General features: G+C 52.4%; 14 protein-coding genes, 1 tRNA gene and 2 pseudogenes. 4 read left to right on the top strand and 13 right to left on the bottom strand.

From position 1 onward, the window contains the following. Positions 1-139 precede the first annotated feature (139 nt). The 4 genes from MCJ35_RS10270 to MCJ35_RS10285 form a co-directional block, all read right to left on the bottom strand. Entirely contained in the window at positions 140-1198 is a 1059-nt protein-coding gene (locus MCJ35_RS10270) for an aldose epimerase family protein (RefSeq protein ID WP_025487226.1), read from the bottom strand. A 19-nt stretch (positions 1199-1217) separates the two neighbouring features. Further along, a complete protein-coding gene (gene asd, locus MCJ35_RS10275; protein ID WP_025487225.1) occupies positions 1218-2303 on the bottom strand; it encodes an aspartate-semialdehyde dehydrogenase in 1086 nt (361 codons plus the stop codon). Between the two features lie 224 nt (positions 2304-2527). Next, positions 2528-4762: a DNA gyrase/topoisomerase IV subunit A gene (locus MCJ35_RS10280; RefSeq protein ID WP_025487224.1), complete on the bottom strand. Its 2235-nt coding sequence runs from the start codon at positions 4760-4762 to the stop codon at positions 2528-2530. Positions 4763-4800: 38 nt separating this feature from the next. Next, a complete protein-coding gene (locus MCJ35_RS10285) occupies positions 4801-6720 on the bottom strand; it encodes a DNA gyrase/topoisomerase IV subunit B (RefSeq protein ID WP_008716168.1) in 1920 nt (639 codons plus the stop codon). A gap of 207 nt (positions 6721-6927) precedes the next feature. Here MCJ35_RS10285 and MCJ35_RS10290 point away from each other — a divergent pair, with 207 nt between their 5' ends. After that, complete coding sequence (locus tag MCJ35_RS10290; protein WP_240299469.1) at positions 6928-9258, top strand: InlB B-repeat-containing protein; 2331 nt, start codon at positions 6928-6930, stop codon at positions 9256-9258. 106 nt (positions 9259-9364) lie between these two features. Here MCJ35_RS10290 and MCJ35_RS10295 read toward each other — a convergent pair. From MCJ35_RS10295 to MCJ35_RS10320, 6 genes are all read right to left on the bottom strand, one after another. Further along, positions 9365-9435: transfer RNA gene (locus MCJ35_RS10295), tRNA-Gly, on the bottom strand. A gap of 184 nt (positions 9436-9619) precedes the next feature. Beyond that, positions 9620-10351, bottom strand: a complete 732-nt coding sequence (locus tag MCJ35_RS10300; RefSeq protein ID WP_025487220.1) for an amino acid ABC transporter ATP-binding protein — start codon at positions 10349-10351, stop codon at positions 9620-9622. Further along, positions 10341-11021 (bottom strand): amino acid ABC transporter permease, encoded by a 681-nt coding sequence (locus tag MCJ35_RS10305; RefSeq protein WP_025487219.1) that lies wholly within the window; start codon positions 11019-11021, stop codon positions 10341-10343. Before MCJ35_RS10305 ends, MCJ35_RS10300 begins: the two co-directional genes overlap by 11 nt. Before the next feature lie 267 nt (positions 11022-11288). After that, positions 11289-12134, bottom strand: coding sequence for a transporter substrate-binding domain-containing protein (locus MCJ35_RS10310; RefSeq protein WP_025487218.1), 846 nt, complete (start codon positions 12132-12134; stop codon positions 11289-11291). A 224-nt stretch (positions 12135-12358) separates the two neighbouring features. After that, the gene (locus tag MCJ35_RS10315) at positions 12359-14326 is read right to left on the bottom strand and encodes a fructose-bisphosphatase class III (RefSeq protein ID WP_025487217.1); all 1968 of its coding nucleotides are present in this window, start codon (positions 14324-14326) and stop codon (positions 12359-12361) included. A gap of 94 nt (positions 14327-14420) precedes the next feature. Continuing rightward, entirely contained in the window at positions 14421-15668 is a 1248-nt protein-coding gene (locus tag MCJ35_RS10320) for an AI-2E family transporter (protein WP_025487216.1), read from the bottom strand. A gap of 253 nt (positions 15669-15921) precedes the next feature. On the opposite strand from MCJ35_RS10320, the gene MCJ35_RS10325 reads away from it, so the two are divergent. The 3 genes and pseudogenes from MCJ35_RS10325 to MCJ35_RS32010 form a co-directional block, all read left to right on the top strand. Beyond that, a complete protein-coding gene (locus MCJ35_RS10325; RefSeq protein WP_008716175.1) occupies positions 15922-16230 on the top strand; it encodes a DUF3837 family protein in 309 nt (102 codons plus the stop codon). A gap of 21 nt (positions 16231-16251) precedes the next feature. Continuing rightward, on the top strand, positions 16252-16617 hold the full coding sequence (locus tag MCJ35_RS10330; protein WP_008716177.1) for a DsrE family protein: 366 nt from the start codon (positions 16252-16254) through the stop codon (positions 16615-16617). Further along, positions 16598-16669, top strand: a pseudogene (locus MCJ35_RS32010) (hypothetical protein); the annotation flags it as partial. The gene MCJ35_RS10330 and the pseudogene MCJ35_RS32010, both read left to right, overlap by 20 nt. Before the next feature lie 3 nt (positions 16670-16672). Here MCJ35_RS32010 and MCJ35_RS32015 read toward each other — a convergent pair. The 3 genes and pseudogenes from MCJ35_RS32015 to MCJ35_RS10340 form a co-directional block, all read right to left on the bottom strand. Continuing rightward, a pseudogene (locus MCJ35_RS32015) lies at positions 16673-16726 on the bottom strand (hypothetical protein); the annotation flags it as partial. Between the two features lie 49 nt (positions 16727-16775). Then, positions 16776-17057: a DUF503 domain-containing protein gene (locus tag MCJ35_RS10335; RefSeq protein ID WP_240299470.1), complete on the bottom strand. Its 282-nt coding sequence runs from the start codon at positions 17055-17057 to the stop codon at positions 16776-16778. Continuing rightward, positions 17054-17752 carry a helix-turn-helix domain-containing protein gene (locus MCJ35_RS10340; protein WP_240299471.1) on the bottom strand — a complete coding sequence of 233 codons (699 nt, stop codon included), beginning with the start codon at positions 17750-17752 and terminating at the stop codon, positions 17054-17056. Before MCJ35_RS10340 ends, MCJ35_RS10335 begins: the two co-directional genes overlap by 4 nt. Positions 17753-17768 lie beyond the last annotated feature (16 nt).

Below are 17768 nucleotides of genomic sequence, written 5' to 3' on the forward strand. Positions count from 1 at the left end.
CCGTCACAGCGCGTATTCGTATAGTATACCATTAAATCCGGTCCGTGGCAATGATGGGAGGAATTAATTCATACTTTAGTTACATATTTGTAATAAATACAGGGGCGCCGGATTATCCATCAGCGCCCCTGCCATTGTCTTATACGGTCAGGAATTTATAGATTGTAGTGGTCTTATATTCCTGCCCCGCCTTTAAGATAGGGGAAGGAAATTCCGGCTTATGCACTGCGTCCGGGTAGTACTGTGTCTCGAAACAGAATGCATGGCGGTAATCATAGTGGGCATTGCCCTTTCCCGGCAGTTCATCATTCAGAAAATTGGCTGTATAGAACTGGATGCCCGGAAGGTCCGTATAACACTCCATCACGCGTCCGCTGGCAGGATCCATGGCCTTTGCAGCCAGGGCCAGCTCGCCTTCCGGGTGGTCCAGCACCCAGTTGTGGTCATAACCTTTTCCGAACACCAGGGCCTCGAAATCCTGGCCAATATCCCGTCCAATGGGCTTCATCTGCGTAAAATCCATGGGTGTGCCGGCTACCGGGACAATCTCCCCGGTGGGAATGGACACCTGGTCCGCAGGCGTGTAATGGCTGGCATTCAGCCATACCTCCTGGCCCAGCACATCCCCGCTGTCATGGCCCGCCATGTTAAAATAGCTATGGTTGGTAAAGTTGGCCACCGTGTCGGCATCGCACACCATATGATAATCCAGTACAAGACTGTTGTCATCCGTCAAGGTATAGCTCACGGTAATCTTTGCATTGCCCGGATACCCCTGGTCCCCGTCCGGGCTGTCCAGATAGAAATCCAGCCTGCTGCCCTTCCCTGTCTCAGAGGCATTGCACGCCCACACCCTGTCATGATACAGGTCCGGGCCGCTGTGCAGGTTATTGGGTCCGTCATTGGCAGCCAGGGGATAATCCTTGCCATCAATGGTAACAACAGCGCCTCCGATGCGGTTGGCATTGCGCCCTACCGGCGCGCCGAAATGGGGCGGGTTCTTCCTGTAGCTGTCCAAATCATCATATCCCAGTACCACATCCCCCAGTCTTCCATCCCTGTCCGGCACCATCATGGACACCCACACGCCTCCAAGGGTAATGAAGGAAGCCGATACCTTGTTCTTATTTACCAGCGTGTACTTGTAAACCTCAGTGCCGTCCGGCATTGTCCCGAATAGTTCCTTTGCGATTGCCATATGTTCCTCCTCCTGGTAATTATTTTGCCTGGATATAGCCCTTTGCAGTCAGCAGTTCCGCACAGAGCACAGCGCCTCCGGCCGCCCCGCGGACCGTGTTGTGGGACAGGCCCACGAACTTGTAGTCATATACCTTGTCTTCCCTTAAACGGCCAATGGAGATACCCATTCCATTCTCAAAATCCACGTCCGCCGTTACCTGGGGACGGTTATCCTCATTCAGATACTGGATGAACTGCTTTGGGGCGCTGGGAAGTCCAAGTTCCTGGGGAAGTCCCTTAAAGCTTACCAGCTTCTCAATCAGCTGTTCCTTTGTCACTTTCTTCCTGAACTTGACAAATGCCGCCGCCGTATGTCCGTTCAGCACAGGAACACGGATGCACTGGCAGGTGATGACAGGGCTTTCAGCCTTTACGATCACGCCGTCCTCCACCTTGCCCCACAGGCGCAGCGGCTCCTGTTCGCTCTTCTCTTCCTCCCCGCCGATGTAGGGAATGATATTGCCCTCCATCTCAGGCCAGTCCTTAAAGGTCTTGCCTGCGCCGGAGATGGCCTGGTATGTAGTTGCAACCACCTCGTATGGTTCAAATTCCTTCCACGCGGTCAGGGCCGGTGCATAGCTCTGGATGGAGCAGTTGGGCTTCACCGCAATGAATCCGCTCTTTGTGCCAAGGCGCTTTTTCTGGAACGGAATCACGTCAAAATGTTCCGGATTGATTTCCGGCACCACCATGGGGACATCCGGGGTCCAGCGGTGGGCGCTGTTGTTGGAAACAACCGGGGTCTCGGTCTTTGCGTATGCCTCTTCGATGGTCTTGATTTCTTCTTTGGTCATATCCACTGCGCTGAACACGAAGTCCACGCCTGCCGCAACCTTCTCCACCTCGTTCACATTCATGACAACCAGCTGCCTCACAGCCTCCGGCATGGGGGTGGCCATCTTCCAGCGGTCTCCCACCGCATCCTCATAGGTCCTGCCTGCGGAACGCGGGCTGGCGGCCACTGTCACCACCTCATACCATGGGTGGTTCTCCAGCAGGGAAATAAACCGCTGGCCAACCATACCCGTTGCACCTAATACGCCGACTCTTAATTTCTTTTCCATAGTCCCTTCATTCTCCTCATTGTCCATTTTTCATCCGCCAGTGGAGGAACCCTTCCTTAATCTGTGGGGGAATTATTCCTGTATCGGGGAATCTTTCCCTATCCTATACCAAATCCAGTAAAAATGCAACAGGAAATTCGTCTTTTGCGCACATTTGTATCCCGTATGCGGACACGTCCTGCCATTTGTATGCGGACAGGCCAATACAGGGGATAGGAAAATGCCTACAGGCGCACCTTGCTCCCTTTTCCGTCCCTCCTGGCCAGTTTCAGCCGGTTCATGTGGACTTCCTTGCCCTTATAATCAATGACAGGGTTATCCCCAATCAGGTATAATTTCTCCAGTTCCTCATTCTTGGCCAGCTTAATGCCCCTCACGCCCCTGGACGCCTTCTTTAAGACGGATATCTCCTCCAGCGGGAACCGCAGGAACACGCCGCTTGTGGTCTGCAGCACCACTTCCTCCTGTCCCTCCACCGGGAGGATGGATATGACCTGGTCGCCCTCCTGCAGCTTGGTGGCCGCAACCATCCGGTTATTGGTTTCAAACTCTTCTGCCGGGACCTGTTTCACCATGGCCATCTTAGTTGCAAACACAAGGGTGGCGCCCTTTAAATCCTGGGCGCATGTAAGATAGACAATGGAGTCCTTGGCGCCGTCATACTTGCTCAGGTTCTCAATGGGCACGCCCTTGTCCCTCAGCTTGCCGGCAGGCACATCCATGACCTTAATCTGATACAGGTTTCCGCTGGCGGCAAACAGGCAGATCTTGTCCGTGTTCAGGCAGCGGACTACATGGACCTGTTCCGTATCAACGGTTTCCTGGTTCCTCTCATAGGTGGACTTGTCAAGGAGTTTGCAGTATCCGAACCGGTCAAGGACAAAGACCACTTCCTGGACCTGGACCGCGCTCTCATCGTACACGGCTTCCGGGCCATCCTCAATAAGGGTGCGCCTTGGAACGGAGAATTCCTCCTTGATGGCGGCCAGGTCATCCTTAATGACCCGGTTCATCTCTCCCCTGCTGCCAAGGATCTTCTTATATCCAGCAATCTTCCTTAAGGTTTCTTTGTGTTCCTTCTCCAGGGCCAGGATTTCCAGGCCGATTAACTTGTAGAGCCGCATCTCCAGGATGGCGGAAGCCTGGCGCTCCGTGAAATGCAGTTTCTTCGCATCCTCCTCAAATCCCTGCACCTTAAACCGGATGTTGGACACATCGCCGGTTGTCAGGCATGCCTTGGCGTCCTTCAGGTTCTTGGAACCCCTGAGGATGGCAATAATCAGGTCAATGCAGTCGCATGCCGTAATCAGGCCCTCCTGCACTTCCTTCTTATCCATCTCCTTCTGAAGCAGGACATTGTACTTGCGCTCCGTGTTCTCATACTGGAAATCCAGGAAATTGCGCAGGATTCCCTTGAGGCTCAGTGTCTCCGGACGCCCGCCTGCAATGGCCAGCATGTTGACCCCGAAGGTATCCTCAAACTTAGTCTTCTTATAAAGGATGTTCTTAATCTTTTCAATGTCCGCGTCCTTGCGCAGCTCCAGCACGATGCGGATGCCTTCCTTGTTGGACTGGTTGGAGATATCCACCACGTCGGTCAGCTTCTTGCTCTCCACAAGATCTGCGATGTCCACCAGGAACTTATTGATCCCGGCCCCTATCATGGTATAGGGAATCTCGGTGATGACAAGCTTGTCCTTATCCGCCTTTCGCTTTCCAAGCTCCACCTCGAACTTGCCGCGCAGCTTGATTTTTCCTGCCCCGGTCTCATAGATGACCGGAAGCTCGCTTTTATTGGCAATGATCCCGCCTGTTGGGAAGTCCGGCCCGGGCATGTATTCCATGAGCTGTTCCGTGGAAATATCCGGGTCATCGATGTACGCCCTGACCGCATCCACCACCTCCCCCAGGTTATGGGGCGGGATGCTGGTGCTCATGCCCACCGCGATGCCTTCCGCCCCGTTAATCAGAAGGTTGGGCACCCTGACCGGAAGGACCTCCGGCTCCTTTTCCGTCTCATCGTAGTTGGGTATGAAGTTCACGGTCTTATCCAGGTCCTTCAGATACACTTCCTGGGCAAATTTCTCCAGACGCGCCTCCGTGTACCTCATGGCCGCAGCCCCGTCCCCTTCAATGGAACCGAAGTTACCGTGTCCGTCCACCAATGCCATTCCCTTTTTGAACTCCTGGCTCATGACAACCAGTGTCTCGTAAATGGAGCTGTCGCCGTGGGGATGATATTTACCCATGGTATCGCCCACGATACGCGCCGACTTCCTGTGGGGCTTATCGTGGTCCAGGCGCAGCTCGCTCATATCGTAGAGGACCCGGCGCTGTACCGGCTTTAGTCCATCCCTGGCATCCGGTATGGCCCTTGCAGTAATGACGCTCATGGAGTAATTCATGTAGCTCTTCTGCATTTCCTCGCTATATTCTGTCCTTATTATCTTTTCAGCCATGTTATTGTCTTCTCCTTGTCCTATGCGCTTGGAATGCTTTACGCATCAATCTCCGCCTCGTCCGCGTGCTCGTAGATGAAGGTACGGCGGGGAGCCACTTCGCTTCCCATGAGCATCTCCGTTATCTCAGAAGCCATCCTGGCGTCCTCAATCTCCACCCGCTTCAATACCCGGCGTTCCGGGTCCAGGGTGGTTTCCCACAGCTGCTCCGCGTCCATTTCACCAAGACCCTTGTACCGCTGGAGGGTGAAATCCCCGGTGTGGGTCTTGCGGTAGCGTTCCAGTTCTTTCTCGTCATACAGGTACTGCTCCTCGCCCCGCTTGGGAATCACCTTGAACAGGGGCGGCATGGCAATATATACGTGACCGTCATAAATCAGTTCCGGCATGAACCTGTATAAAAATGTAAGGAGAAGGGTGTCAATATGGCTTCCGTCCACATCGGCATCCGTCATCAGTATGATTTTATTGTAACGCAGCTTCGTGATGTCAAAGTCATTGCCATAGCCCTCTGAGAACCCGCAGCCGAAGGTATTGATCATGGTCTTGATTTCCGCATTGGCAAGGACCTTATCCATGGAGGCTTTTTCCACGTTGAGGATTTTTCCCCTGATGGGCAGGATGGCCTGATACCGGCGGTTCCTGGCTGTTTTTGCGGAACCTCCGGCAGAATCTCCCTCTACAATGAAAATCTCGCATTTATCCGCGTCCCTGCTCTCACAGTTGGCCAGCTTGCCGTTGCTGTCAAATGAGAACTTGGATTTGGTCAGCATATTGGTCTTGGCCTTTTCCTCGGCGCGGCGTATCCTGGCAGACTTTTCCGCACAGGCAATCACGCCCTTAAGGACTTCCACGTTGCGGTCAAAATACAGCTGCAGTTCGTCCCCTGTCACGGTGAACACGGCCTTGGTAGCGTCCGCACTGGCCATCTTGGTCTTTGTCTGTCCCTCGAATATGGGGTCCGGGTGCTTGATTGCCACCACTGCCGTCATGCCGTTGCGGGTGTCCGCTCCCGTAAAGTTGGTATCTTTTTCTTTTAATATCCCAAGCTCCCTGGCATAGCTGTTGATTAATGCGGTGAACTTGGTCTTAAACCCAGCCAGATGGGTACCGCCTTCCTGTGTGAAGATGTTGTTGCAGAAGCCCAGGATATTCTCCTCAAAGGTATCCACAAACTGGATGGCCGCTTCCACCTCAATCCTGTCCACCGTGCCCTTAAAATAAATGGGGTCATGTACCGCAGCCTTGCCCGTATTCAGTTCCTTTACATAGGCAATGATGCCCTCCGGCTCATGGTAGGTGATCTTCTCATTCTCGCCCGCCCGCTTATTCTCATAGCAGATGGTCAGCATGGGATTCAGGTAGGCAGTCTCATGAAGGCGGCTTTTCAGCCATTCGGCCTTGAACCTGGTCTTCTCAAAAATATCCCCGTCCGGAAGGAAATTAATCCGGGTGCCTGTCTCCCTGGTCTTGCCCACAACGGGAAGCAGCCCATTCTCAAGTTTGATGATGGGCTTTCCCTTTTCGTATTCGTCATGGTAGATATAACCGTCCCTGTACACCTTTACGTCCATGTGCTCTGACAGGGCATTAACTACGGAGGAGCCCACACCGTGAAGTCCTCCGCTGGTCTTATAAGCGTCATTATCGAATTTACCGCCTGCATGCAGGGTGGAAAGTACAATCCTGGCAGCTGAAAGCCCCTTTTTGTGCATCCCCACCGGGATGCCCCGCCCATTATCCCGCACCGTGCAGGAACCGTCTGCCTCCAGGGTTACCCAGACACTGCTGCAGTAACCGGCCAGATGCTCGTCCACCGCGTTATCCACGATTTCATAAATCAGATGGTTCAAGCCCTTTGAGCCAACACCTCCTATATACATGCCCGGACGCTTACGTACTGCTTCCAATCCTTCCAATACCGTAATACTGTCCGCATTATACTGTTCCTTTGCCATTGCAATCCTCCATATCCAATAAGTACATACGTACGTTTCATCTTATAGTATTAAAACATATTTAGTTTGTTTTGGCAAGTTTTGGGCGGAGAATTTTTCTCCATCCGGTTTTTGAAGGCGGCGCATACCCGCGCCGGTGCTGATAACAGACCCATTTTCACCAATGTCCATCCACGGACATACCTTAGGGTAAAAGGAGGTAAAACCATGAGCAACATGCCTTATGCCAATCCCATCCAGGGAAACCTGACCATCGGTAATTCCCTGATCATCTACGACGGAGGATACTATTCGCTGGACGGCGGCAGCACCGTCTCTTCCGACACCATCGGGCCGGATACCCTGATTACCGCCCCTTCCGTCAGCGCCGTGTCCATCCGGCTTCAGAACACACAGCCGGTCCGTGCAAAAATGATTTCAATCCCTAACGGCAGCCTGGAAATCACAGGCCCCGGAACCATACAGACAGATAACCAGGATACGCCTGTCCTAAGCCGCGCCAGCGGTATCCGCTCCTACGGCAGCCTCACGGTCAGCGGCGGCGCGTCCGTTGAAGCCGTGGGCCTGAATGACGGCATCTACTGCGCAGGACTCTCCAACACCCTCACTGTAACCGGAGGCAGTTCCATCTACGGAAAAACCACAGGAATGAATACTTCCATTCTCGGCGCCTCCAAATACGGGGTTTACTGCGGCGGCAATATCGTGGTCACGGAAAACAGCCGGATTTCCGGTGAAGGGGCCATGGACTCTTACAGTACCTACGGCGTTTTCTGCGATGCCGGACACGCCATGGCCACCGCCATGTCGGTCTCAGCCGGAAGCTCTGTCAGCGGCACCGCTGCGGTGGGGGTCTATCTTGGCGGCCCGGCGGTTGTGGACGGTTCCCTCTCAGGCACTGGCGGCGGGCTGAACATATCCCATGGGATCCAGGGCGATAAGGCCAGCATTGCCGTGGGACCCCTGGCAGATGTTACCGCAACAGCCCAGTCCGGCGCATATGCCGGTATCATCATGGTTTATGGATATGAAATCAACGGCGGGACCCTCACTGCGTCCGGCGGTATCTACGGCCTGCGCAGCATTTCCTCCGGCCCGGTCCGCGTCACGGACGGAACCCTTACCGCCACAGGCAGCCCCACCGCCGGCAGTTATGGGATTTATGTGGAAAATGAGGGGCTGGCTGCCGTAAACAGCCAGATACGCGGTGAAGGCAGCCGCTGCGGTATCTATACCGGAGGCAGCCTGACAGCCCGGAGCAGCACGGCGGACGGCTATACCTATGCCTACGGCGCCGATTCCCAGGGCAGCTACGGCGCCATTATAGCCGCAGGGAGCATAACGGCTGTGGATTCCCGTATCATAGAGAATTATTCCAGGACGGAATATTTCGACGAAGCATACCAGATTCCATATGAAACAGGAAAAAACATTACAGATTACAGGAACTACACCTGGAGCATCACCTCTGGATCCGGTGCAGTTGCCAGTTCTCCTGACGGCCAGGGTATCCATGCAGTTTTAAGCGGTTCCGGCATACTGACAGCCTTCCGCCAGGGTCCTATGGACAGCGGGATTGTGTCTTTGGATTCTGAGAGTACCCACACAATCCATATTCCGGTGGAACTGACAGCCGCTCCCCTTCCCGAATATACCGTAACATATGATGGGAACGGCGCTACCGGAGGCAGTATTCCTATGGATTCCGGCAATCCCTATTATGCAGGCAGCCTTGTGACGGTTTTAGGCAACACAGGGAACCTGGTGCGCGCGGGATACAGGTTCATTGGCTGGACCCTCACTCCCGATGGAAACGGAACCGTCTATCAGGGAGGGGACACCTTCCTGATGCCTGAAAACAATGTGGTCCTATACGCGCTGTGGGAAGCCGTCCCTCCCGTCTCCTACACGGTGGTGTATGATGGAAACGGGGCTGAAAGCGGCACAATCCCGGCCGGACCGGAAGCCTATGAGGCGGGCGATACCGTGATTGTCCTTGGGAATACAGGAAATCTCTCCAGATCCGGTTATGTGTTTGCCGGCTGGTCCATGGATCCGGACGGTTCCGGGCCTGTATACCAGGACGGGGATACGTTCCTGATGCCTGCAACAGATGTAACCCTTTATGCTGTGTGGGAGCCCTTTAATCCACCGGTTCCTCCGCCGGTCCCGCCTTGCTGCTGTCACTGCTGCCATCCCTGCTGTTATCCGTCCGGTTGCCGCCCTTCCCGGTACTGCTGCCCTGCTCAAGGCAACTGTACTCCATGGTGTGGCTGTACTCCCTGGTGCGGCTGCACTTCCAGGCACGGCTGTCCGGCTCAGTATGGGTGCACCCTCCGGTGCGGCTGTCCGGCTCAATATGGCTGCACTCTTCGATGCGGCCGTCCTGCCCACTCCGGCTGCCCTGCCCAGTACGGATGGTCACCTTGGTATGGCTGTCCTTCCCGGTATGGATGTCCTTCCCAGTATGAATGTCCTCCCCAGGGCTATCCTCTTCCGAACAGCCCTATGCCAACATACAATCATCCTATGCCATAAATGATATATGGGCCGATGATGGTTCCCGCTTTCCGGGCATAAACGCAAAAATAGCTTTCCATATCGGAAAGCTATTTTGCATTCAGGTCTGTTCTCAGACACTTTAAGCAGATGACGGGAATCGAACCCGCCTCCCCAGCTTGGGAAGCTGGTGTTCTACCGATGAACTACATCTGCGCAACAAGGATATTATACCATATATTTCTAGTATTTCAAGTATATTTTTAAATTTTCCTAATTTTCCTAAATTTTTCTTATTTTCTAATTGTCCGGAACAGGTCCGGAGCCAGTTTATCCTGCTCCAAACCCGTCCAGACCTGTCCACATCTTCTGTTCCCAGACCTAATCCGGTTCCTGTCTTCTATAATACCTTATCCAGGAAACTCCTGGTACGCTCTTCCCTGGGGTTACCGAACACTTCCTCCGGCGTGCCCTGCTCCACAATATAACCGTCATCCATGAAAATCACACGGTCGGCCACTTCCCTGGCAAATCCCATCTCATGGGTCACCACAACCATGGTCATTCCATCCGCCGCCAGCTGCTTCATGACCTCCAGTACCTCACCAACCATCTCAGGGTCCAGGGCGGAGGTGGGTTCATCAAACAGCATGATATCCGGGTTCATGGCCAGGGAGCGGGCAATCGCCACACGCTGCTTCTGTCCGCCGGACAACTGGCCCGGGTACACATCCGCCTTGTCCGACAGTCCCACCCGTCCCAAAAGCTCCAGCGCCTTTTTATCCGCCTCAGCCTTGTTCATAAGCTTCAGCTGGGTAGGCGCCAGCGTTATGTTGTCGCGGACCGTCAGATGGGGAAACAGGTTGAAATGCTGGAACACCATACCGATGTTCTCACGCACCTTATTGATATTGGTATTGGGGTCGGATATGGGGTGTCCATCCACCACCACTTCCCCGGACGTTATTTTCTCCAGCCGGTTTAAACACCTTAAGAACGTACTTTTACCGGAACCGGAAGGCCCTATCATGCACACGACCTCCCCTTCCCTTATCTCAATGCTGATGTCCTTTAAGACTTCCAGGTCACCAAAATTCTTCTTCAGCTGCTTTACAGAAATCTTATTTTCCATAGGACACTCTCCTCTCCACATATTTTGCCACCCTGGACAGGATGGTACAGATGACCAGGTAGAATATGGCCACCGACAGGTATATAGGCATGACCATGGAGGATGCGTTGGCAGCTATGATCTTACTGTTCTGCGTCAGCTCCCTTGGTCCGATGACCGATATTAAGGATGTGTCCTTTAAGGAAATGATGAACTGGTTGATGATTGTAGGCAGCATGGTACGGAACGCCTGGGGCAGGATTACCTTGCACATGGCCTTGCCATAGGAAAGGCCAAGGCTTCTGGCCGCCTCCATCTGTCCTTTGTCCACGGCTTCAATACCGCCTCTGATTATCTCCGCCATGTAGGCGCCGGCATTCAGGCTCAGGGTCACGCAGCCCGCCGAGAATGCCCCTCCTATCATGTTCCACTGGAATCCATACGGGCGCAGCATGCTTCCCACGCCATAGTACATGATGAAGACCTGTACCAGCAGCGGCGTCCCCCTTATGATGTCAATATAAATATTGGCAATGAATTTCAGCGCCTTAAAGTCAGATACCTTGAACAATCCGAAGATGACGCCAAGAATCGTGGCAAAAAAAAGCGAAATAACCGTCATCTGCAGCGTAACGCCAAGCGCTTTGAAAAATGACGGGTAATACTGGGTTAAAACGTTAATAATCTGCATACTATCATCCTTTTCTTTTTTTAATCTGCTGTCTGCAGGCTCCGGCCCCGGGAATCCTGTAAACCAATCCCCATCCCGCACCGGATTGTTATAGCCAAATTTAAAGCACTTAAGCCCGGCTTTCTGAATAACTGCTTTAAATTTATCCATAACCTTTCCGCACATTCAGGCGCCGGCCCCTGCTTCCAGGACACGTCTTAAGCGGCGTGCCCTGACAGAAACCGGCGTCCTCCTGCCGCCTGGCGGCGGCAGACATGATTCCATCAATTATTTCGCGATGTAGGTACTTAAGATTTCATCGTATTTGCCGCTGGCCTTGATGTTCTCCAGTCCCTTGTTGAACATCTCAACCAGTTCAGGATTGGCGCCCTTAAGGGTTGCAAAGCCATAGGAGGAACCTTTCTCCATAGGTGTGGGAAGGGTCAGGCCAAGTCCTCTGGAAATCTCATATCCGATAACAGGATAATCCTCAAAGCAGGCAACTGCCTCCCCGCCAAGCACTGCCTGGTACATATCGGAAGAACTCTCAAACTGGGTTACCTCAAAACCATACTGGTCTGCGATGGATTCGGCAAAGGTGCAGCCCTCCGTACCAATCTTAGCAGCAACGTTCTGCCCCTTTAACTGGTCATAGGACGTGATATCGGAACCCTGAAGCACCGCCATTCCAACACCGGAATCATAGTAAGGCTCGGAAAAGTCATACTTTGCAGCCCTCTCGTCGGTAATGGACATGCCTGCGATGACACCGTCGCACTCACCGGCCTCCAGAGCTGTTACTGCTGCGGAAAAACCAACCGGGATGACTTCATACTCAAAGCCCTGGTCCTCGGCAACCGCCTTCAGGATATCCAGGTCGATTCCCACCATCTCGCCCTTATCATTCTCAAACTCAAACGGTGCGAAGGTGGTATCTGTGTTGATCACATACTTCTTGCCAGCTGCTGATGCAGCCGCCTCTGATTCCGCAGCCGTGGTATCCTCTGCCTGCGCAGCCGTGGTGTCTGCAGACGCCTCGGTCGCGGCAGCGGTATCTGCCGCTGGTTTGGAGCCGCATCCCGCCATTGAAAGGGCCATAACTGCTGCCATTGATAATGCCATGATTTTTTTCATGAATATTTCCTCCTCTTACAATTAAAATAAGGGTGACTTTAATACATCATGTCGCCCTTGACTTGTGATGCACGTGCATCATGTTGTTTTACTATACCACAAAGGAGAAACAAAGTCAACTTATTGTGATTGCCACAGCAGAAAAGCTGTAGCATCACATTAAGATTCATTCATATCATTCCTTAAACTGTCCCCTGCCCTGGGAATGACGGATCTGGTGGATATCAGATTCCCCTGACAGGGAATTTTTCAACAATCCGACCTGTGTGGTACGCCTCCAGGAGCATTTCCAAATCCACGATTTTCGCCCTGAGCCGGCATCCGATATCCGTATCGCCCACAAGCTTACGGTTGGAGACACGCTTGATGATGATACTCTCCGAATGGATATCGCTCTCCTTCTCAATGGCTGCCTCCGTTGACTCAAAGGGTTCATGGGCGGCCAGGATCAGTCCATAGGAATTATAAATCAGCGTATAGCCTGCAATCCCTGTTTCTTTCTGATACGCCTTTGAGAATCCTCCGTCAATGACCAGGACCTTGCCGTTGCATTTGACCGGATTTTCCCCATTCTTCGACTTAACCGGCACATGTCCGTTGATGATATGCCCGTCCTCCTCGGACAGGCCGAATTCCCTGAGGATCCCCCGCGCCGTATCTTCCTCCTCCAGCAGGCTGTAATAAGGATTCTTCTTCTCCCTGTGTGTCTCCTTGTCCGCCAGGAAATACCGCTCAAAGGTAGCCATTTTATCCTTTCCAAACAAAGGGGAATTTTCATGGAGCCAGATATACCAGCAGATATCCCGGCCCTTTTTCCTTTCCTCGCAGTCAATGGCCACAAAGGCCTGCCGCACATAGCTGTCAAGACACTCATAAAGCGCTTTCCCCTTGCATTTCCTTCCATATATCTCCACTTCCCTGAAACTTCCGTCCTCGTTCAGCGGAATACAGCCATGATAGAGAAGGTTTCCGTTATATACCTTGTACAGGCTTCCCTTGGCCAGCAGGAAACGCATGTGCTGCTGCAGTTTTTCACAGTTCCTGAAGGCATTGACAAGACGTTCCATGATAAGCGCTTCCTCCGGCGTCAGACGGTAAGGGTCCTGAGGATCCACGGTGGGGAAATGACTGTCCAGCATTTCATATACCGTACCGTTGATGCAGATACTGCCGGTTTTGCAATCCACCAGGTGAAGCAGGTTCCTGTTTTCCAACTGGAACCCGGGATGCTCCTTTGCCAATTGTCCCTCCACCTTGAACTGGATGATGGAGATGGCCTTGTGCATCTTCATGTTCAGTTCCGTCTCGCTGGGGCTGCATGTATTGGTTCCTTTAAGCGCAAAACAGGCGCAGGGGTCATCCCCGTACATGTCCAGGGAAAATGTGGCCAGGGGCAGCAGGTTGATTCCATAGCCTTCCTCCAGGATATCCAGGTTGCCGTATCTTGCGCAGATACGGATCACATTGGCAATACACCCCTTCTGGCCCGCAGCGGCGCCCATCCAGAGCACATCATGGTTTCCCCACTGGATATCCAGGGAGTGGTAGGACATCAGTTTATCCATGATGATATGCGGGCCAGGCCCCCTGTCATAGATATCCCCCAGGATGTGGAGATGGTCCACAATCAGCCGCTGGATCAGTTCGCTGAGCGCCACAATGAATTCCTTTGCCCTTCCCACCCGTATGATGGTTGCGACAATGGCGCTGTAATACGATTCCTTATCCCTCACATCCACCTTTTCCGTAATCAGCTCCTCAATCACATAGGCAAACTCCGGCGGCAGGGCCTTGCGCACTTTGGAGCGGGTATACTTGCTGGCCGCCCGCTTGCTCACCTCAATCAGACGGTACAGGGTAATCTTGTACCAGTCCTCCCTGTTATGTACCTGCTTTAAGATCTGGTCCATTTTCTCCCTTGGATAATAGATAAGGGTCGCAAGGGTCTGCTTGTCCTGGCTGCTCAATGTGTTGCCGAACACATCGTTGACCTTGCGCCGTACTGCGCCGGAACCATTTTTCAATACATGGGAAAATGCTTCATACTCCCCATGGATATCCGTCAGGAAATGTTCCGTGCCCTTTGGAAGGTTCAGTATTGCCTCCAGGTTGATTACCTCCGTGGAAGCAGCCGCAATGGTAGGATACAGCTCGGACAGCCGCTCCAGATATCTTGTCTCAAGGTCGCTCATATGTTTTTCCTCCTCCCCGTCAAAAAGAGCCTGCCCCCATGGCAGGAGGGCAGGCCCTCAGGATAATCCGCACCTGACACGGACGGTCCGGCTGTTACTCAGCCCCGTCCCGGTCAACGTATATCTTCTCTTCCTCATCGATATGGTCCAGTTCCATATAATCCTCTGTCCGCGGGGACAGATCCTTCTTTTTCAGGTTATTGCTCACATAGGCGGATACCAGCCTGTATATGACTGCAAATGCAGGCACGCCGATGATCATTCCCACAAAGCCGAGAAGCCCCCCGAAGAGCAGGATGGAAAACAGGACCCAGAAGCTGGGCAGGCCCGTGGAATCCCCCAGGATCTTCGGGCCCAGGATATTGCCGTCAAACTGCTGTAATATCAGGATGAATATGAGGAAATACAGGCACTTCATGGGGCTGATCATCAAGATCAGGAAGGCGCTTGGAACCGCGCCGATGAAGGGACCGAAAAACGGTATGACATTGGTCACGCCGATGATTACACTGATAAGCAGCACATAGGGCATATCCATGAACTGCAGGGCAAAAAAGCACATGATTCCGATGATCAGGGAATCCAGCAGCTTCCCCGTGATGAATCCGCCGAATATGCCGTGGGCAAAACGCACCTCGCTCACAAGGCGGTTGGCATCCTTAAGCTTGAGTATGCTGTATACAATCTTCTTGGACTGGGCTGCCAGGGTATCCTTGATATTCAGGAAATACACCATGACAATCACGCCAATGAGTATGTTCTTAACCACGGTAACCACACTTAAAAGCCCGGTGGACAGCTGTCCTATGATCATGGACATGTTGGGAACCAGCTTTTCAGTCAGCCACTTCTGGAATTCAGATACCCCCTGCTCATAATAGGGCATGACAAACTTTTCAAAATCCTGGTTATCCTCAAACATCTTGTTCATCCACATGGTAAGGTTGTTGATGTACTCGCCAATGCTCTCCTGCAGCCGGATGATACTGTTGTAAATCTCCGGAATGATCATCCGGAACAGGCCTGCCACAATGGCAACCAGCACAACCAGGCTGACCAGGGTTCCGGCCGCCTTGGCAAGACGGTCCACAATGGACTGGTCCTTGATTGCCTTGCTAAGCTTCAGGGTTGTGTATGCCCTGGTTTTATTGTAGATGGGCAGCATCAGATATGCCAGCACCGCCCCATATATGATGGGCATTAAGATAGATGCAATCTTTCCAAGCGCACCGGACACCAGTTCGAACCGGGACAGGAAAAATCCAAATGCCACACTGAGGGCAATCACTGCCAGGGCCGTTGTCCCCCAGTAAATATAATTTTTGAATCTTGGGTTTTTCATGTATTCTGCTCCTATGTTTAAAGTATACCGTCATTTTTCCAGGTCATACACCCGGACTCAAGATTCAGTATAACATAAGCAGATGGTTCCAGCAATTGTGTTTTGACAAACCCGCGTATTCCGGGGGAATTTTTACACAATTTTAACACGCAGGCAGGAATACCGGCATCGGGAACAGGTGTGAAAGGAACTATACACAAACATCCGTTTTTGTGGTATGATAAGGAATACCAATCAATCGAGGTGTTAGAACATGTCTTATATAATTAAAATGGCCCTGGACATCAAAGCACGTTTTGAACCGCCTGCGCCCATAACCTCCCCCCTGGAAGCATACTGCGCCATCGGCACCATTGCAAAAGCCATGAAACTGGATATGCCTGCCAGGAAGGACACGCTCTTTGATATGCGGGCCCAGTTAGATACCGATATAGGCGGCGAGCCTGCGGATGAACGCATCGGCAAATTATACCGCATCCTGATGAATTTCATCCGCAACGATGAGACCACGGACCAGATGATGGAATATGTTACATATGGATATGAAAATGAAAAAGAATGAAATCAGAAGGAGGTAATGAAGATGGAATATAAAGTAATCTTCCATATTGATGAGAATGCCAGGTGGCAGATGCTCTTAGGAAACGTGGAAAACCTTCTTGCTGCTTCGGAATCCGGGCACATGACCGTGGAGGTCCTGGCCAACGGCGAGGCCGTGCAGAAGTACGCTTCCTCCATTTTGGGAAACGGCAATGAATCAGACCAAAGCCTTACCGCAAAGATGGCATCCCTGCACCGGGAAGGCGTCACCTTCGCCGCATGCAGGAATGCCATGAGGGCCAGCCATCTCACAGAAGAGGACCTACAGTCCTTTGTTGTCACGGTTCCTGCCGGAGTCATGGAACTTGTGACGCGGCAGTCCCAGGGATATGCTTATATCAGGCCCTAGGGCGTGTTTGAAAATTGCTTTCCGTCGGCTGTGCGTCCCACTTTGTGGGAGATTTGGTTCCGATGATGGAGGCGTAGCGGGCTACGCTGACTGAATCGGGGCCAAATATACCGCGAAGTGGGGCGTGCAGACGGCGGGAATGAATTTTCAAACACGCCCTAGTAAATTTCCCTTTCAATATCCAGTATCTCAGCTTCCGTGTTCTGTGCCACAAACTTTTCAATCTCTTCCTGGATACTGTCTGCCTGTGCCTGATGGGCAGCCACGGCCGCCAGTCCTATGACGATGATCTGATGGATATCCTGCTCACCCACTTCCGCTGCAGAAACATTGAATTTGTTCTGCAGCTTTGCAAGCAGGCTTTTTACAACCATCCTTTTTTCCTTCAGCGAATGCACCCATGGTGCATGAAGCCTGATCCTCAATGCTAATATTGTCATCCCTTATCCCCTTTCATTCCAAGAAATATGCCGGCTGCTGATACAAAGAACAAAGGCGGCACCTTTGCCAGCCGGTAACCTAAAAGCAGGCTGATATGGTTCAGTCCCATGAACAATTCATCAAACAGATGCACATCTGGCAACAGCAGCGGCAGAAGTACGCCCGATGCCGCTATGAAATAAAAAACCAGAATTCCGATGGATATCCCCAATACCGTCCTCCTCACCCATGCCTGTCTTATCCTGATATCCCCCAACAGTCCCATTATATTCATGAAGGTAACCGTTCCTGCAAAGAAACAGGCCGGACACAGGATGAGAACGGACAGGAAGCGCGGCAGACCGTCATAATAGTGCTGGGCCATCCTTTCCGTCCAGTCCTTTGTGAATACATAAATCAAGGTCCCTGTCAACGTTAATGCCCCCCACAAAAGGGCATTCCTGATACACTGTTTTTTCCGTGCCTGTCTTGTCTCTGCATCCGCCTCCTCCTGGCGGCGCCCGTATAAGACCATGAGGATATCCGTGTCAAAAGCTCCTGCAATGGCTTCCAGCGTTTCAATATCCGGCTGGGTTCTGCCGGTCTCCCAGTTGGAGACAGCCTGCCTTGTCACATGCAGAAGCCCTGCAAGCTGTTCCTGGGACATCTTCTTCTGTTTTCTCAGGTTCCTGATATTTTTCCCTATGCTGCTCATCCCAATTCCTCCCGGC

This window comes from Enterocloster sp. OA13 (genome assembly GCF_022440595.1).
Classification (GTDB): Bacteria; Bacillota; Clostridia; order Lachnospirales; family Lachnospiraceae; genus Enterocloster; species Enterocloster hominis.

What these genes read in the sequence shown, in the direction of transcription:
- MCJ35_RS10285 (WP_008716168.1), bottom strand. Translation starts at nt 6,720, where the DNA reads ATGGCAAAGGAACAGTATAATGCGGACAGTATTACGGTATTGGAAGGA.
- MCJ35_RS10280 (WP_025487224.1), bottom strand. Translation starts at nt 4,762, where the DNA reads ATGGCTGAAAAGATAATAAGGACAGAATATAGCGAGGAAATGCAGAAG.
- MCJ35_RS10270 (WP_025487226.1), bottom strand. Translation starts at nt 1,198, where the DNA reads ATGGCAATCGCAAAGGAACTATTCGGGACAATGCCGGACGGCACTGAG.
- MCJ35_RS10340 (WP_240299471.1), bottom strand. Translation starts at nt 17,752, where the DNA reads ATGAGCAGCATAGGGAAAAATATCAGGAACCTGAGAAAACAGAAGAAG.
- MCJ35_RS10305 (WP_025487219.1), bottom strand. Translation starts at nt 11,021, where the DNA reads ATGCAGATTATTAACGTTTTAACCCAGTATTACCCGTCATTTTTCAAA.
- MCJ35_RS10300 (WP_025487220.1), bottom strand. Translation starts at nt 10,351, where the DNA reads ATGGAAAATAAGATTTCTGTAAAGCAGCTGAAGAAGAATTTTGGTGAC.
- MCJ35_RS10310 (WP_025487218.1), bottom strand. Translation starts at nt 12,134, where the DNA reads ATGAAAAAAATCATGGCATTATCAATGGCAGCAGTTATGGCCCTTTCA.
- MCJ35_RS10325 (WP_008716175.1), top strand. Translation starts at nt 15,922, where the DNA reads ATGTCTTATATAATTAAAATGGCCCTGGACATCAAAGCACGTTTTGAA.
- asd (WP_025487225.1), bottom strand. Translation starts at nt 2,303, where the DNA reads ATGGAAAAGAAATTAAGAGTCGGCGTATTAGGTGCAACGGGTATGGTT.
- MCJ35_RS10290 (WP_240299469.1), top strand. Translation starts at nt 6,928, where the DNA reads ATGAGCAACATGCCTTATGCCAATCCCATCCAGGGAAACCTGACCATC.
- MCJ35_RS10320 (WP_025487216.1), bottom strand. Translation starts at nt 15,668, where the DNA reads ATGAAAAACCCAAGATTCAAAAATTATATTTACTGGGGGACAACGGCC.
- MCJ35_RS10315 (WP_025487217.1), bottom strand. Translation starts at nt 14,326, where the DNA reads ATGAGCGACCTTGAGACAAGATATCTGGAGCGGCTGTCCGAGCTGTAT.
- MCJ35_RS10335 (WP_240299470.1), bottom strand. Translation starts at nt 17,057, where the DNA reads ATGACAATATTAGCATTGAGGATCAGGCTTCATGCACCATGGGTGCAT.
- MCJ35_RS10330 (WP_008716177.1), top strand. Translation starts at nt 16,252, where the DNA reads ATGGAATATAAAGTAATCTTCCATATTGATGAGAATGCCAGGTGGCAG.